This is a genomic window from Methanobrevibacter sp., from assembly GCF_015062985.1.
In the GTDB taxonomy this organism is placed as follows: domain Archaea; phylum Methanobacteriota; class Methanobacteria; order Methanobacteriales; family Methanobacteriaceae; genus Methanocatella.
Genome location: NZ_SUTI01000008.1, coordinates 1 through 16,580, shown reverse-complemented (window position 1 = coordinate 16,580; position 16,580 = coordinate 1). Strand labels below are relative to the sequence as shown.

The 16,580-nt window shown below is 34.9% G+C and carries 23 protein-coding genes; 3 read left to right on the top strand and 20 right to left on the bottom strand.

Annotated features, from left to right (window positions below; genetic code table 11):
* Positions 1-130 precede the first annotated feature (130 nt).
* The 8 genes from E7Z77_RS04970 to E7Z77_RS04935 all read right to left on the bottom strand — a co-directional run bounded on the left by E7Z77_RS04970 (position 131) and on the right by E7Z77_RS04935 (position 6,537).
* On the bottom strand, positions 131-925 hold the full coding sequence (locus E7Z77_RS04970; protein WP_292750888.1) for a tetratricopeptide repeat protein: 795 nt from the start codon (positions 923-925) through the stop codon (positions 131-133).
* A gap of 130 nt (positions 926-1,055) precedes the next feature.
* On the bottom strand, positions 1,056-1,559 hold the full coding sequence (locus tag E7Z77_RS04965) for a hypothetical protein (RefSeq protein WP_292750886.1): 504 nt from the start codon (positions 1,557-1,559) through the stop codon (positions 1,056-1,058).
* A complete protein-coding gene (locus E7Z77_RS04960) occupies positions 1,556-2,077 on the bottom strand; it encodes an MATE family efflux transporter (protein ID WP_292750883.1) in 522 nt (173 codons plus the stop codon). Before E7Z77_RS04960 ends, E7Z77_RS04965 begins: the two co-directional genes overlap by 4 nt.
* Entirely contained in the window at positions 2,064-2,552 is a 489-nt protein-coding gene (locus tag E7Z77_RS04955; protein WP_292750881.1) for an MATE family efflux transporter, read from the bottom strand. The genes E7Z77_RS04960 and E7Z77_RS04955 overlap by 14 nt, the downstream gene beginning before the upstream one ends.
* Positions 2,518-2,766 (bottom strand): hypothetical protein, encoded by a 249-nt coding sequence (locus E7Z77_RS04950; RefSeq protein ID WP_292750878.1) that lies wholly within the window; start codon positions 2,764-2,766, stop codon positions 2,518-2,520. The genes E7Z77_RS04955 and E7Z77_RS04950 overlap by 35 nt, the downstream gene beginning before the upstream one ends.
* Before the next feature lie 133 nt (positions 2,767-2,899).
* Entirely contained in the window at positions 2,900-3,400 is a 501-nt protein-coding gene (locus tag E7Z77_RS04945; RefSeq protein ID WP_292750876.1) for a hypothetical protein, read from the bottom strand.
* Between the two features lie 631 nt (positions 3,401-4,031).
* Positions 4,032-5,318 (bottom strand): O-acetylhomoserine aminocarboxypropyltransferase/cysteine synthase family protein, encoded by a 1,287-nt coding sequence (locus E7Z77_RS04940; protein WP_292750874.1) that lies wholly within the window; start codon positions 5,316-5,318, stop codon positions 4,032-4,034.
* Between the two features lie 70 nt (positions 5,319-5,388).
* Positions 5,389-6,537 (bottom strand): aldo/keto reductase, encoded by a 1,149-nt coding sequence (locus E7Z77_RS04935; RefSeq protein WP_292750872.1) that lies wholly within the window; start codon positions 6,535-6,537, stop codon positions 5,389-5,391.
* An 85-nt stretch (positions 6,538-6,622) separates the two neighbouring features.
* Here E7Z77_RS04935 and E7Z77_RS04930 point away from each other — a divergent pair, with 85 nt between their 5' ends.
* Genes E7Z77_RS04930 through E7Z77_RS04920 form a run of 3 tightly spaced genes read left to right on the top strand, consistent with a single transcriptional unit; the run spans position 6,623 to position 8,452 of the window.
* Positions 6,623-7,216, top strand: a complete 594-nt coding sequence (locus tag E7Z77_RS04930; RefSeq protein ID WP_292750870.1) for an NAD(P)H-binding protein — start codon at positions 6,623-6,625, stop codon at positions 7,214-7,216.
* Positions 7,217-8,236, top strand: a complete 1,020-nt coding sequence (locus E7Z77_RS04925; protein WP_292750868.1) for a 7-cyano-7-deazaguanine synthase — start codon at positions 7,217-7,219, stop codon at positions 8,234-8,236. It begins immediately after the preceding gene.
* A gap of 30 nt (positions 8,237-8,266) precedes the next feature.
* Positions 8,267-8,452 (top strand): hypothetical protein, encoded by a 186-nt coding sequence (locus tag E7Z77_RS04920; protein ID WP_366510244.1) that lies wholly within the window; start codon positions 8,267-8,269, stop codon positions 8,450-8,452.
* Between the two features lie 240 nt (positions 8,453-8,692).
* On the opposite strand, the gene argH is transcribed toward E7Z77_RS04920, so the two are convergent.
* The 12 genes from argH to E7Z77_RS04860 form a co-directional block, all read right to left on the bottom strand.
* Entirely contained in the window at positions 8,693-10,114 is a 1,422-nt protein-coding gene (gene argH, locus E7Z77_RS04915) for an argininosuccinate lyase (protein ID WP_292750864.1), read from the bottom strand.
* A 68-nt stretch (positions 10,115-10,182) separates the two neighbouring features.
* Positions 10,183-10,335, bottom strand: a complete 153-nt coding sequence (locus E7Z77_RS04910) for a 30S ribosomal protein S27ae (RefSeq protein WP_067042875.1) — start codon at positions 10,333-10,335, stop codon at positions 10,183-10,185.
* Positions 10,336-10,344: 9 nt separating this feature from the next.
* Positions 10,345-10,656, bottom strand: coding sequence for a 30S ribosomal protein S24e (locus E7Z77_RS04905; protein WP_292750862.1), 312 nt, complete (start codon positions 10,654-10,656; stop codon positions 10,345-10,347).
* Positions 10,657-10,674: 18 nt separating this feature from the next.
* Positions 10,675-11,184: a DUF359 domain-containing protein gene (locus E7Z77_RS04900; RefSeq protein WP_292750860.1), complete on the bottom strand. Its 510-nt coding sequence runs from the start codon at positions 11,182-11,184 to the stop codon at positions 10,675-10,677.
* A gap of 10 nt (positions 11,185-11,194) precedes the next feature.
* Positions 11,195-11,371, bottom strand: coding sequence for a transcription elongation factor subunit Spt4 (spt4, locus tag E7Z77_RS04895; protein ID WP_292750858.1), 177 nt, complete (start codon positions 11,369-11,371; stop codon positions 11,195-11,197).
* Positions 11,372-11,373: 2 nt separating this feature from the next.
* Entirely contained in the window at positions 11,374-11,952 is a 579-nt protein-coding gene (locus tag E7Z77_RS04890; RefSeq protein ID WP_292750856.1) for a DNA-directed RNA polymerase, read from the bottom strand.
* Positions 11,953-11,988: 36 nt separating this feature from the next.
* A complete protein-coding gene (locus tag E7Z77_RS04885; protein ID WP_292750854.1) occupies positions 11,989-12,381 on the bottom strand; it encodes a PIN domain-containing protein in 393 nt (130 codons plus the stop codon).
* Between the two features lie 10 nt (positions 12,382-12,391).
* Positions 12,392-13,606, bottom strand: a complete 1,215-nt coding sequence (locus E7Z77_RS04880; protein WP_292750852.1) for a translation initiation factor IF-2 subunit gamma — start codon at positions 13,604-13,606, stop codon at positions 12,392-12,394.
* A gap of 61 nt (positions 13,607-13,667) precedes the next feature.
* A complete protein-coding gene (locus E7Z77_RS04875; RefSeq protein WP_292750850.1) occupies positions 13,668-14,051 on the bottom strand; it encodes a 30S ribosomal protein S6e in 384 nt (127 codons plus the stop codon).
* 35 nt (positions 14,052-14,086) lie between these two features.
* Positions 14,087-15,877, bottom strand: coding sequence for a translation initiation factor IF-2 (gene infB / locus E7Z77_RS04870; protein ID WP_292750848.1), 1,791 nt, complete (start codon positions 15,875-15,877; stop codon positions 14,087-14,089).
* Positions 15,878-15,914: 37 nt separating this feature from the next.
* A complete protein-coding gene (ndk, locus tag E7Z77_RS04865) occupies positions 15,915-16,367 on the bottom strand; it encodes a nucleoside-diphosphate kinase (protein WP_292750846.1) in 453 nt (150 codons plus the stop codon).
* Entirely contained in the window at positions 16,364-16,525 is a 162-nt protein-coding gene (locus tag E7Z77_RS04860; protein ID WP_067042904.1) for a 50S ribosomal protein L24e, read from the bottom strand. The genes ndk and E7Z77_RS04860 overlap by 4 nt, the downstream gene beginning before the upstream one ends.
* Positions 16,526-16,580 lie beyond the last annotated feature (55 nt).

Sequence of the window (16,580 nt, the reverse complement as noted above, 5' to 3'; positions counted from 1 at the left end):
ATTGAATTTTATTGAAAATATACAATTAATAGCATGCTTTAATAAAAGATATTCAGTTTAAGAGATAAATTCTTAATAATTATTCAATGTATAATATTTTACACACAGTATTAAACAACATCAAATATGATTATGACTTTTCTAAACAGATGTCCCAAATTTCTTTTGATTTTTCATCCAAAGATTTAATTGAACTGGCTTTTTTGAAAAACAAAACTGCTTCACCATATTTTTTCCAATAGTAATATGTGAGTGCCTTTCCCTTTAAAGCGTCAAATGAATTTTTATCGATTTCCAAAACATGATCAAACAAAGCAATCGCATTGGCGTATTCCATTTTAAACATGTGTGCAAATGCAATATACATTATGGCGTCAACATTGCCCTCATTTAAGGCTAGAGACTTGGTAAGCTCTTCAATCGCATCATCATATTTATCCAAATTGATTAACGCGATTCCCTTAATGTAATATGCTTCCCAATTCCTATAGTTTACTTCAATAGCCTTATCGCAAAGTTCAACAATTCTGACATTTGACAGATAGTCATCTGCCTTTAATTTTCTTTTTGCCTTTCTTACATAATCCTGATCCCTGTTTAAGGCAAATTTCATATTATTTGAGTAATCCTTAACAAAATCCGGCAATTCAAGACTGTCAATGATATTATCCTTAATTTTAGATGCATCATCCACTGCATCATAGACCCTGTTGATTGATTCCTCACCCAATCTTTCAATATCGAAACTATCCATTTTCTGTTTCAGTTCTGTTGAGTCAAGCTCTTCCAAAAGGGATTCCTGCTCCTTTTTTAAAAATTCAATTCTGTTATAGATTGACTGGATAATTGGAGTTTCGAAATACAATCTGTCTGTGCTTCTTTTGTTAACCTTTATTTCTTCAAAATCTTGTGCGCTATCATTCATGATATCACCGGCAAAAACTATTGAATGCTATTAATTAACACGATGAAATATAAAAAGATTTTTATTTAACAGTGCGTTGGAGAAACTCTTTAATATTCATTGAAATTTTAACATGTGAAATGAAAGAGGACTAACGATTATATTGGATATATGATTTATTGAATCCTAAAACACTAGTATATTCAAATTTACAATTAAGGTCTTTTAAATATTTGATACTTGAAGAGTTGAGTAATTTTTCATTACTGAATGGATTATATAACTCCCCCTCATTAAGGAATTGAACCACTGCCATTTCATTTATTAAACGTACAGTGATGTCCACTTCATGTAATTCTGGGTCATGCTCAAAAATGGTTTCACATGTGTCCCTAATTGATGCTGCAACAATCTGTGAATACTGACCGAAAATTTCTTCAAGGTCAATGGGGTCATTTGAATATCCATAATTCTCATTGAAATATGTGAAAACCACTAAATTGGAGTCCTGAAGCATGAAAAGGGAACGGATTTCATCTCCCCGATTTCTTCTGAAGCGAATAGCATAATATAAATAAACCGCAACAGGCACTGATTCAGATATTAGGATTGCAAACCAAATACCTGATCCTCCAAAGAGATAAGTTAATATCAATACGGATGAATGGCAAGTGCAAACTCCTCTAAAAATGTAAGTGTGAATGAAATTCTATTAAATCCAATAGCCTGAGTATAATTAGCCATCAGATAAGTCACGCATCGGCCAATCAAACCGAATGATGTCACTCGTATTGCAAAAGAGATTATTTGAATATAATCCGGATTAGTAATATTGAATAAGTTAATCAGCAGTTCAGGATAAACAAAGAAAAGAATGCTGACTGGTATGCAAGTCATTAAAAGATGTTTTGTTGAAATTTTCATAATGAACCTTACTGCCTTATAGTCCATCTCCTTATAAAACACAGTCACGATTGGAGACATGGTCTTCATGATTGCAGACAACACAATATAAACAAATGTTTCGGAATTATCATATACCAAATATGCTAAAAGGCCGGCAGCACCGTAATAAGTGGAGCACATATATGTATATACCACCATTCTGGTGGAAAAGAATATTTTTCCGGTAACTTCCGGTGTGTTTAGCGCTATTTCCTTAAGGGAATACAATGCCTGTCAACTTAAGTTTAGCAATTGAAACGAATTTGAAATTACGGTTTTTGCTAAGGAAATACTTGGAGATGTAAATAGAACCAATCAGATATCCCACAACAGATGACAAAGCGGCACCCATAATACCGAGACCGAATACCTTTAAAAATACAATATCCAAAATCAGATTTGAAACATTGGATATTAACACTGCATAAAACGGCAGTTTTGGATAGCCATCGGACCGAAGGAAAAATGAAATAACCAACATATAACAATTCAACGGGAAGAAGAATAGTATCGTCAATAAATAAGATTTGGCATTGCCATAAATATCTGCAGGAGCATTCAGGAAATGCAATACATTATCTGCAAAAACAAAGATTGCCAATATGTAAATTAAAGAAACTATTATTATTCCTATGATTGAAATGGTAAAATAAAAATTCGACTTTTCTTCATCCAACTCCGATTTTGCCCTTAAAGCCAGCAAAACTGCCTCCCTGACCAAACAGGATATAAAAAATACCTGTAATGTAAAGCAAAGGGGAGGTTATACTTATTGCAGATAATTCATTGCCCCCAATAAAGATTCCAATAATGATGACATCAATAACCACAGCTACCTTTTCAGACATTACCATAAACAGTGTGGGCAACAATAGCTCCCTATATTTGTCCCTTAAAAATAAATAATTTCTTTTCATAAAATCTATTAATTTTGATTGGAATTTATAATGATCTAATTTAGTTTATTTTGTTATCGTTAAAGTTTTGAAGAGGATAAAAAAATAAAATCAACAGGTTGTTAACAATTAATCAACAACCCCTTGAATTAGTTTATACTTTTTTAAATGTGTCAGTGATATTTTTCAAAGCGTCTAAATTGTCACCTCTGATTTCATACATAGCTTTACCATCATGATTAACTAAAATGTAACCGGTATATGTTTGATTTCCGCTTGTGGCATTATTCAGATTAATTATAGTCCAATTTCCGTAGGTTCCTCCAAGAGCAGCACCGTCATCTATCCAGTTACTTGCATATTCCTGAGCTGAGTCTACAGCTCCTGAACCTCTTGTAACCTCAACAGTATAGGAATCATCTGGAGTGCTTACAATAAATGTGTTTACAGTGTAACCTGTTCCGTTCCATGTGAAGTTAGCGATAGAAGTATTTGAAGGCAAGTCTAAAGTAAATCCGTCAAATGTATATGTTTCATTGGTAGCTGGTTGAGATCCAGTTCCTAAGAAGTCAAACAAACCTGCACTAGCTACATTCAAAGTACAGAAAACTGCTAAAATTACTAAAGCAAAAGCTAATATTTTCTTCATGTTCATTTTTAAATCTCCTCTTTTTTAAATTATTGAAAAATCTATTCAATTCTAGCTTTTTGATGGTTGTCAAAGGTGAGAATAGTAAGGTTTTAAATATAGATGTGAAACTAATAGTGCTCAATTCAATTTTTGGCAATTGCATTTGAGATTCTTCGAAATTTTTTTCTAAAGCCCAATCTATTAAATTACCCACTGTAAAAACCTCACAAAAATATAATATAATTTTTATGAACATATACATATATAATTTACTAAACAATTTTCAATTTATAAAATTTGATAAAAATAACTAAATTTTAAACATTGAAATAAATTTTTGCTATAAAAAAGTATAAAACATTAAATATTTTTGTAATTTTTTTGAAAAAATTTTTAAATAATTTGACTACTCATTATCATCATAAATATATCCTGTACATGCCGGATATTTTTATATAAAATTTTAAAAACTGTATAATATGATATGTAAAATATAAACAAATATCCATTAATTTAACAGATTCACCCGAAAAATCAGAGCAATACAAATTTATACTATAATGATTTAACAAAAAAATTAATAAAATAAGACAAGTGCTTCAACACCGCTTATTTTTCTTTTTAATTAAAGTGGAAGGCATTAATGCCTCAATAATTAAACTTTTTCTAAAGCCTGATCCACATCAGCCAAAATATCCTCAATGTCTTCAATTCCAACAGAGAATCTGATTAAGTCAGGAGTAACTCCTGTGGACAATTGCTGCTCTTCAGACAATTGGGAATGTGTTGTTGATGCAGGGTGAGTCACCAATGACTTTGCATCACCGATATTGGCTAAAAATGAAAGCAGTTCGACACTTTCTATGAATTTTAAGGCACCTTCATAGCCTGCTTTAAGGCCAAATGAAACTATTCCGCCGTAACCCTTCTCAGCATATTTTTTAGCGACTTCATGGTTCGGGCTGGATTCAAGACCTGAATATGTCACCCATGCAACTTTTGGATGTGCTTCAAGGTGTTCTGCAACAGCCATTGCGTTTGAAGCATGCCTTTCAATCCTGAGTCCCAAAGTTTCCAAACCTTGCAGAAGTAAAAATGATCCAAATGGAGAAGGAACAGCACCGGTATCCCTTCCGACAACAGCTCTGATTCTTGTTGTGAAAGCCGCACCTTCAAATGTTTCGGCAAATACCAATCCGTTATATGTGTCATCAGGCTCTGACAATGTTGGGAATTTTCCGTTCATCCAATCGAAATCCCCTTTTTCAATGATGATTCCTCCAAGTGTGGTACCGTGGCCTCCAATGTATTTGGTAGCTGAACTGGCAATGATATCCGCACCATGGTCAAACGGCCTTACGGATCCTATTCCAACAGTATTGTCTGCAATTAATGGAATTCCGTGTGAATGTGCAATTTCGGCTAATCTGTCAAAGTCAGGGATGTCCAATTTAGGGTTTCCGATTGACTCCACATAAATAGCTTTTGTCTTATCATTGATTGCCTCTTCAAATAGCTCCGGAGATTGTGAATCAACAAAAGTTACTGTACGTCCCAATTCCTCCAATGTGTTTTCAAAAAGTTCATAGGTTCCGCCATAAAGGTTATCCGCAGATACGATATTGTCTCCCACGCCTGTCAGGTTAATGATTGCATAAAAGATTGCAGCCATTCCTGAAGCTGTTGCATATGCTGCGGTTCCCCCTTCGATTGCAGCCATTCTTTTTTCAAAAGCTTCAGTTGTGGGATTTGTAAGTCTAGTGTAAATGTTTCCTCCCTCTTTAAGGGCAAATCTATTAGCCGCTTGCTCGGATGATTCAAACACGTAAGAAGTAGTTTGATAGATTGGAGTTACCCTTGAACCGGTCTCATCAACTTCTTCCTGGCCGGCATGCACGCCGATAGTTGAGATATTCTTTTTGTTTTTAATTTCATACGCCATAATAATCATATGAATATATGTTGAAATAATCTAATAAATTTTAGTGAAAAAAAAGAAAAAAAAGATTTGTTTAAAATCCAAACAAATCGTGCGCATCAAGCATCACATCAACAATATGGACATTGAACGGGCATCTCGGTTCGCAGTCACCGCATGCAATGCAGTCGGTTGCATTATATTTCAGGTTATTGTAATGTTCCTGAACACTGGCAGGGACCTTGTTATGATTTTTTGCAAGATCAAACAGTTTATTGACCATTGCAATGTCTATTTCTGAAGTGCATGGTGCGCAATGACCGCAGTATGTGCATTGTCCCTCAAATGAATGTCTTGGGGCGTCTCTTAAAACGCTGGCGTAATCCCTTTCAGATTCGCTTGCTTCACAATATTTCAATGATTCCATTAATTCATCCACTGTTTTTACACCAACGAAAATGCTGTCAACACCCTTCTGTTCCAGGCAGTAGTGTATGCATTGGACCGGTGTCAGTGCCACACCGAACGGTGAAGTTTCATCAGATAATAGGTTTCCGCCTGCAAATCCCTTCATTACAGTCAGTGCAGTTCCATTCTCTTCACATAATCCATAGATTTCATCCCTTTTAGGATTTATGCTTGAAAATTCCCTATCGTATGCATCCTCTTTTCTATACTCTTCAATATCATCCATTGACCCGAACATGTCGAAAGCAGGATTGATTGAAAACATCAGAAGTTCTATTTCAGGGTTTTTGGCGGCCAGAATACCAATGTCGGGATTGTGTGTGCTTAATCCAATATGGTCTATCACTCCATCGCTTTTTAGCTTGCGGACATATTCTATGAAAGGACCGTTCATTATCTCATCATAATCCTCCAGCTGGTCGACATAGTGAATCATTCCGAAATCCAATGTGTCAATCTGGAACCTTTCCATGAAATCTTCAAATGCCGGAATAACCTTATCCATATCCCGTGTTCTTACATACTGGTTGTTCTGCCAGGTTGACCCGATATGGCCCTGTATAACCCAATTGTCACGATTGCCCTTAATGGCCCTTCCCAAGTGTGAACGCACAACGGGGTCGCTCATCCAGCAGTCAACAAAGTTGATTCCGTTTTCCTCACAGGCTCTGATTAATTCTTCAGTATCCTCATAAGGCCTTTCCACAAGAAATTCCGCCCCAAACGCAATTTCAGATACTTCAATACCAGTATTTCCTAACTTTCGATATTCCATATAATTCCCTCTACCAATATTTCTGTAAAACAAATTACTTAATATTTAATACATTGAAATTCAAAAGTATCATAAGGTGAATATAATGAATATTGCAATACTTGGTGCAACCGGAAACTTTGGACGACTGTTTGCTGCAAAATTGCTTGCAAATCCTGATTATCACATTATAGCCATTTCAAAATCTGCAGGAAATATTTATGAGGACAGCTTTAGAGTAACAACCAAAACTATTGATGCAACCAATAAAAAAGATCTGAAAAATGCTTTGGAAGATGTTGATTTGGTATATTGTGCCGTTTCAGGTCCTGATCAAGCGGTTATCGCTCGCAATCTTGTGGACGTAAAACCAAAAAGAGTAATTTACATGACCGTTGTTGGAATCTATAATGAGCTTGAAGGCGAAGGTGCCGAATTCAATCTGGAAAATGAAACAGAACAGATTCCAAATAGAAACGCCACCGACATAATCGAAGAAAGCGATTTGAACTACACAATCCTAAGGTCAGGATATCTGGTTTACGGCGAAGATGACGATTATGCAATAACCAAAAAGGGGGAAACTCCAAAAGGATATGTTTCCACTTTTGAATCCGTTGAAAAGATTGCCCTTGAAATTATTGAAAATCCTGAAATCTACTTAAAGGAAAGCATCAGCGTTACAAGAGACATGAGTTAAATGTACACTAAAGAATTCATTTTATCCGAAGTCAATCAAATCCGTGAAGAAATCGGACACGATAAAGTCAACATTTTCATTGAGGAAATGTATTTCAGCGAAAAGACCAATGAATTATGGATTATCACAGAAGACCGGCCTGATAAATCAGCAATTATAGGCAAAGGCGGATGGGTAGTTGGCAAACTAAGGGAAAAACTCGGTTTGGAAAGCATTCATGTTGAATCCTATGGTGATTTTTTAAACAAGGAATATAAATTGAAATTGGCTAAAAAAACAATACATAATCTAAATTCCAATTTGACCGGATTGAAAAACCTGGAAAAAGCAATCGATGCAAAATTGTCAAACGTCTACAGTTTCAACATTGACAATTACCTTAATAAAAACGAATTTGAAGAATCTGATAATGTTGAAGCCGTAGTAGCCCTTTCGGGAGGGGTAGACAGCAGTTTCTCATTGATACTTGCTAAAAAATTAGGTTTCAATCCGAAAGCCGTTACGGTAGATCCGGGAACAATCATCCTGCCTAACCAATTTAAAAACAACATCAAGAAATTAACAGAATCTCTTGATATAGAACATGAGTATATTGAAAGTGACTACTCAGACATTGTTCAAGACTCATTTACTGGCAAGGTTCATCCATGCGGACGATGTTCCAAAAACACATCACATCTTGTAAATGAATATGCCAAAACTGAAGAAATCCCCATAATTATATTCGGTGATATGCTTGCAACTGGCAGTCAATGCATAAATTTGCAGGACGATTCATTATATCGCTTGAACCTTCCAGCAAGTTTAAGTGTGGGTAAACAAGAGATAAAATCATTGATAAGAAACTATAATCTGAAAGAGTTTAAAGGATTCGGATGTCCACTGCTATACGAGGTTCACAGAAAGTTCCCCTACATGAAAAAATTTTCGATTCAAAGGATTCTCAGGGAAACACGTTCAGGTGCACTTGAACCCGGTGAAGCCCTAGACCTAATATGGAGTTTTTACAGAACCGAATAAATAAACTTAATAATAACCTACCTAATAGTAATTATCATGATGTTTAAAATATGCCCTAGGTGCGGGTCTAGAAATGTAAAATGGATTATACCCCAAAATTGGTCACAATGGGTTTGTTATGACTGCGATTATACAGGACCCATCATAGAAGGAACCCCCGAACTTGCCGAGGAAATTCATGAAAATTATCTGGAATCCCTAAAAGAAGAAAAATAATTTATTACTAACTTTTTTTAAAATGAGTAATGATTATGCGATTAAGATATAAATGGAAGCTGAGCTTTACTTATCGAATTCATTGAGGAACATCTAATAAGTTTCCATAAATATCTCTTCGCCAATCATGCTTCAATAACCATAAGATTATATCCGCAATTAATATTTTATACATATTAGTATATAAATTTTAGGTATGCCTAAAATAATTTATTTTCAAAAAAAATAGTGAAAATGGAATTAAATTCCATGTTTTTCAAATTCATCATTTAAGAACAATTTGATATTGTCACGAGCCATCTGAACCATTTCAGGAGCCGGACCGCCAGGAACTGCTCTAATCCTGACATTTTCAGCAGGATTCAAAGCCCTTTGGATCAAATCATCGGCCAAGTTCAACTCATCAAAGCCCAATTGAACAGCAATCTCATCAATGAATTTGGATGAAATGTCCTCTTCAGCCATTTCATTGGCTGTCGCTTCATTGACTATTCTTCCAACAATTTTGTGAGCTGTCCTGAATGGAATCTGTTTTTCACGAACCATAATATCTGCAAGGTCAGTTGCGGTTGCAAAGTTTTTACCGGCCAGTTCGGCACACCTTTCAACCTTAAACTCGACAGACAGCATCATCTTTGTAACTATGGATAATGTGTCCTGAGTTACTTTAACCGCATTCCATAAATGAGGAGTGATTTCCTGTAAATCCCTATTATATGTGTATGGAATGGCCTTAAGAATGGTTAAAATGGTGATTAGCTCACCGGTAGCAATGCTTGTTTTTCCCCTTGCAAGCTCGGCCACATCAGGATTTTTCTTTTGAGGCATAATAGAAGAAGTTGATGAATATTCATCCGCCATTTCAATAACACCGAATTCATAGGTGCTCCACAATACCAATTCTTCACACATCTTAGCCAATGTTGAGGATAATGCCACCAAATCAAATACGGTTTCTGCAATAAAGTCTCTTGCTGAAACGCCGTCCATGGAGTTTTCAAGATATGCGTCAAATCCGAGCAGGTCTGTGGTCAACTGCCTGTTGATTGGAAAACTGGTGGTCGCCATAGCTGCTGAGCCTAACGGATTCAAGTTAACACGCTTATATGTATCTGCCAAACGTTCATAATCCCTTTTGAGTGCCTGTGCATGAGCCATCAAATGGTGGGCAATTGTAATCGGTTGAGCATGCTGCAAGTGTGTAAACCCGATGAAAACATCATTCAGGTGATCTCCAGCCATTTCAACTAATCCTTCTATAAATTCCAAAATGCCGATTTGAATCTCTTCAATCATTTCACGAAGAACTAATCTCACATCACATGCAACCTGGTCATTACGTGATTTTGCAGTATGCATAAAACCGGCTTCAGGGCCAATTTTGGAAGTCACATAATTTTCTATTGCCATGTGAACATCTTCAACGGAAGGGTCGAATACCAATGCATCATAGCCTTCCTCTTTAAGATTATCGAGTGCGCACAAAATATTGTCTGCAATTTCTTCATCGATTATTCCTTCATGCTTTAGCATTGAAGTGTGTGCAAAATTAGTTTTAATGTCTGCTTCGAAAAGTAGCATATCAGCTTCAAGTGATGAAGTATAAATAGCAGCTTCATCAGTCATTCCAGTTTTAAAACGACCATTTCTAATATTATCCAAAAGAATCCCTTCTTAAAAGCAATTAAAAATAAAAATAAATAAAAAAAAGAAATTAAGATTGATTAATCTTATTTTTTCATTTCAGTGTATCCGCATTTACCACAAGCAACTCTGTCACCATGGTCAGCCATGAATACACCTTCACCACAACGAGGACAAATTTGGTTTTTTCTTACAATTTTGTCTCCATCTACTTCGTATAAGTCAGATTTTCTTACCATTTAAATCACCTATTCTTCTCCTTCTTCTTCAGGTTCTTCTTCAGGTTCTTCATTTTTAGCAATGATATGTTTAGCTTCAATGTATTCTAAATCTTCAACAGTACCATAAACCTTAGCATAACCTAATGCTTTTGGTTCACCGTAATGTGGTTGTACATTGTCTACTACAATTAAATCTTTTTTAGTGTTTAATAAAGCAACTAATTTAGATTTAATGTCTAATACTTTAGGAGTAGCTTCTCCATCGTAATCAATATAAAATTTAATTTCTTTTCTGTTAAATAATTTATTTTCTTTTTCTTCGATAAATTCGATTTCCATGATAAAACCTCATTAAATTTATGATTTAATAAATCCGTCAATAAGCATTTGAGCTTTATTTTTAACATCACGGACTTTCAAAAGCACCAATCCCTCATTCGGTTGACCATATAAAATGGTAGTATTGGGATCTGCCATCAAGATGCAAGGAAGAACTGCAAGATCTTCTTCCCCTGATACTTCAATTACATAACATTCGCCACTGTTAGATAATTCAAGAGCTTTGCCTATGGTTTCCCATAGATCATCTGTAATGGTTCCCGCAGGATTTTCCGCTTTTAAAATATGGTCCGCAAGTATTATTTCATGAGTATGATTTTTTCTTTGAATTAAATTATCAATTATACCAATATTTGGAAATAATTCATATTTAGTAAGATTATTGAATGTTGCATCACCAACAGAAATTAAAAACTCGGAAGACTTTATTTCATCTATAGCATCTTCAAAGTCAGGATATAATTTGCCTAATGGCTTTTTAAGTTCCATTATAATATCTTTACTTAATTCTGCATCTAAACGTAACACAAAAAACCCTCTATCTTACTCTTAAACAATATTCACCAGGAACTTCTATATTCAATTCACGGGCTATTTTAGATTCTTCAGGATCAGTTATAATTAAAAGGCCACTCCAATTGTCTGAAGTTGGACTTCCGCAACTAGGACAATGGTCTTTACTTGAAATCATTTTACAAACAGTACAAGCTTTCATTATTAACCCTTCTTATTCTTTTGTTTAGCTTCTTCTATCCATTCAAATCTACCTAAATTGGTTTGTCTCATTGTAAGAGGAATTTTGGAATTCCTGCTATTATCAATATTATTTGTAGATTCATCTTTAATGGAAACACTAACTGCTCTAGCTCTAACTAAATTTCCTTCTTCTAAAGTTTTATTAGATTCTTTTGCAAGCAATGCTCCTCTTTTAGCATCATAATTAATATAATCATCAGTGACTTGGGAAACGTGGATTAAACCATCCATAGGTCCAATCCTTACAAATGCACCATAATCAACAATATCAATTACTTCACCATCAAAAATCTCATGTTGTTCAGGCTTAAAGAAAATAGCTTCGAAAACGACATTATGGTATGAAGCACCATCTCCCATAATGAGTCTGCCTTCGCTAATTTCAACAATTTCATTAACACAAATGAGTAAACCAAGTTTTTTGTCTAAACGACCCTCATAGGTTTCGTTTAGAGTTTGAATAGCGACTTCTTCAAGAGGACTTTCAAATCTGTAAGGTGGTATTCTTACAGTATCCTCAATTTTTGTTCTATAATACAAAATAATCCCTCATTTAATTAATAAGTTTAATTAATATTATATTTTACCTTCAACAGCAATATATTTTTTTTGCCTCAAATATGCAACAGTTATTCCTCTATCTTTTGCACGTTTTTTTAATTCTATGTCATTTGTAGCTAAAACTTCTGAAACTCTAAGTAACGCATCATCCACAGTTTCATTTTCAAGTAATGAAATATCCTTTATTTCAACTTTTGAAGAATTAGCTAACTTTAAGGCCAAATTTGCATTTAACCTTATTTTTCCTTTGTTGTTCTTTTTCAAACCCTTCAATTCATTGATAACAAAGCTTGGAGTTGTTAATTTGTAAGAAGGTAATAATTTTTCAAGTTCAGTGATGACATCCACATTGAACTGAAAAGGAACCATAAAAAAATTGGTATCTATTACAACTTCTTTAGAGTCCATTATTTTACCTCTACTTAATAATACCGTAACCAATCAATCTCCAACGAGCTCCTACTCTACGGCTTAAAGCAACTCTATCTCCAGGACTTGCACAAACTGGCAATTTAAGAACAACATCGACATCGTTCTTTTTAGCGGATGTTACAACACCTATTGTTGTAGTAGTACCACAATTAATCATTAAAGGTTCTTTAATTTTAATTGGAGCGACTTCACGTTCATCTTTAGTACCTACAACACGGTCAAGCAAATTAGTTTCCATTTTAAAACCATCTAAAATGTCAGGCAAAGTACCTTCTTCACCGGCGACAGTTCCGGACAGTGAATCAGATTTGGTTAATGATGGATCCAATTTTGTTGCAATACCTACAAGACCGCCAGGACCTATTTCTTCCACTTGCTCACCATTAGCCTCAAGGCCAATGATTTCAGATTTCAAAGTGATTCTTTTACCTTCATTGGTAGGGCCAGGTCTTATTTCAATGATGTCTCCAAGTTTAAATTTACCTTGGATAAGACTGCCTCCAATGACACCACCTTTAATCTTATCAGCACCAGAACCAGGCTTATTGATATCGAATGATCTAGCTACATGCATCAAAGCGGTATCATCGATATTCCTTTCTGGAGGTTGAATTTGTTTAAGCATAGTTTCGATTAATATATCTACATTTGCTCCTTGTTGAGCAGATACAGGTATTATTAAAGCATCTTCAGCACAGGTGCCTTTAACAAATTCCTTGATTTCATTATAACTTTCAATAGCTCTTTCTTTTGAAACAATATCTATTTTATTTTGAACTACTATCACATCTTTAACACCGATTACATCGAGCGCCATAAGATGCTCTTTTGTTTGTGGTTGTGGACAAGTTTCATTTGCAGCAATAACCAATACTGCACCATCCATAATTGCAGCACCAGATAACATAGTTGCCATAAGAGTTTCGTGACCTGGAGCATCAACGAATGATACTTTTCTAATTAATTCAGTCTCACTCCCACAGATTTCACATTTATCAGAAGTAGTGTAACATTCAGGCTCACCACAGTTAGGACATTTTCTGAATTCGATATCCGCGTAACCTAAACGAATTGAAATACCTCTTTTTGTTTCTTCACTGTGTGTGTCAGTCCATATTCCTGATAATGCTTTAGTAAGAGTAGTCTTACCGTGGTCTACATGACCAACCAAACCTATGTTAACATCTGACTGTACGTTCACAGATAACCACCTTTTTTATAATTTTAATTCGACTTAAAAATAAATAAGAAAAATAGTAGAACTATTCTTCCTCTTCTTCACCAGCACCAATAATTTCAGCTATTGATTTACTTCCAGCTTGAGTAACTACAGTGTTGATTTGTACGATATCTTCAGCAATAGTGTTTCCTCTAACGGTTTTTCTTCTTTTTACACCATCAGCTTTAGGATGATAACCGATACCACCAGTTAATAAACTTTTAATTCTTCTGGTACCTGAAACATCTTTTTTCATGGTAAAACCATTTTTATCACTACCGCCTGTGATTTTTAAAGTGTAACCATCTAAACCAACAATTCCACCATCAAATTCATCACCGATTACTAATCCGTTAAGAGCTTTAGTTTCATCGATTTCGAATTGATGAGTTTCAGCTTTTTGGGACACAACAACTTTAAATGCCATGGTATTCCTCCTTAATTTTTTATAACAGTAATTTATTATTCGAAAAGACCGAATTTACCCCAATCAGGATCTTTTTTACGTTTGATTTCTAAAAACTCATAGAGAGTTTCAAATTCATCTTCAGTCAGTTTTTCCTTGAATTCCCTTTCAATAAATTTATAATGTTTTTCAGGAACGTCAACGTATAATTCATCCCCTTCATCGAAGTGCTTTCCAACAATAGCATCCTTGATAGCCATAGCCACCCTTTGGCCTCTGGAAATGTCAGGCAATGTTTCACCCTTATCTTCCATACTGGCTATTACTCCAACATATTCTCCGTTTTTATTGATTAGAGTTTGGCCTTGTTTGATTGTTCCGCTTATGGATTCAATTCCGATAATGGCCGGTTTGCTTTGACGGAAAACTAGCTTAGGCAATGCCATAAATTTGGCAGGTTTAATAATCGCATTGTAAAAGGCTTTCTTTTTAGCCTTTTCGATTTCATCAATCCATGATTCATAGTCTTCAATGATTTGATAGATAACATCACCTTTAAATAGATTGATATCTGAATTAGCAAGGTCATCACCCGCATTAGGATGAACATCTACATTAAAAGCAATGATTGCTCCATGAGCGTCATTTTCATTTAAAGCAATGGATGAATTGATTATATCCCTACGACTTACATCACCGATGTCCGCTTCACGAATAGGAATATCCAATTCCCTCAATAACTTGACAATAGCTTCAAGAGAACCTAATGTATCTGCCTTAACTAAAATACCTTCATCTTCAGTATTTATAGTGATATCTTCAAGTTCCTTCAATAGTTCCTCTTCCACATTCTCATCATCGCTTAATACCCTAAGCGGTGAGCCGGAAACAACATCATCCAAATTAGGTGCAGCTATCTTAATACCGGCAGCGGCAACCACTTCATCGAACTTTTGGAATTTCTTTTTGGAGTCTCTCATTTCCTCTAATGGAAGCGGCCTTAAAATGGATCTGATTTTAGTTGTTAAAACTTCATTTGAAGAAGTCATTAAGGCTATTTCATCATTAGTTCGTAAAACACCATCATAAATAATACTATCAATAGTAAGACCTAATCCCACTTCTTCCTTAATTTCCAGTACAGTACCTTTTGCAGGAGCATCCTCGTTGATTTCCAACTGTTCGGTTAAATACTCTTGAGCAAGACCCAATAGCATGGCCAAAACTTCAATAATACCTTCACCGGATCTGGCACTGATAGGAATAATACTGATTTGTGAAGCGAAATTACTGACCCTGTCAAACCTTTCAGACTGGAAACCTTCCTTGTGAAGTGTTCCGACAAGTTCATAAAGCTTATAGTCCAAATCCTGTTGAACACTAGGGGCTTGCTGATTAAAGGATTCTTTAAAAGAAACACCTTCGTGTGTTTCCCATCCGAAAATCATGTCAATTTTATTAGCAACAACAATGAATGGAGTCCTATACATCTTAAGGATATTCAAAGCCTCATATGTTTGTGGTTTGAATCCATCATTGATATCAACAATTAAAACTGCCAAATCAGCCAATGCTCCACCACGTTTTCTTAAACTGGTAAATGCGGCGTGGCCCGGAGTATCAATGAAGAATAATCCAGGTATTAAATCCTTGATAGTCAATTTTGATATAAAATTTCCACAGATTTCTTCAATAGTATCGTTAGGTATTTCAGTAGCACCAATGTGTTGGGTAATACCCCCTGCCTCTTTATCTGCAATGGTACTTCCTCTAATATAATCTAACAATGTAGTTTTTCCATGGTCTACATGCCCTAAAACTGATACAATCGGGGATCTGATTTTCATAATATCGTCTTTGATAATAAATTTTTAATATTTAAGTTTATTCATAAATTAAATCGTTATCAATAATTTGATAATCACAAATTTCGTCTTCATTAAAGAAGAGAGCAATTTCTCTTTCAGCAGATTCAGGAGCGTCTGAAGCATGAATAATGTTTCTGCCTTTATTCATACCGAAATCTCCTCTAATAGTTCCAAGATCAGCTTCTAAAGGATCAGTTGCACCAACTAATTTCCTGATAGTGGTAATAGCTTCATCCCCTTCAATTACCATAGCTAATGATGGTGAAGAAGTTATATATTCAACTAAACCTGGGAAAAATGGTTTATCAGCATGTTCTCCATAATGAGTTTTTGCTAAATCTTCATCAATGTGAATTAATTTACAAGCAACGATTTGAAGACCTTTTTCTTCAAAACGGGACAAAATTTTACCCATAAGACGTCTTTGAACAGCGTCTGGTTTCATCATAACAAAACTTTTTTGAATCATTCTTTAACCCATTTAACTTTTCTTGAAACTCTTCCGAGTTTAATCATATTTTTTTCACATTTGCTGCTACAAAAGAAATAAATTGATCCGTCTCTTTTGACGTACATTTTTCCTGTACCTTCTTCTATTTCTTTTTTACAGAATGAACAAGTTCTCATGTTCTTACACCTTCTTAAGGAGTTCTAATTTCTTTAGCTTCTCTAATTGTATCAA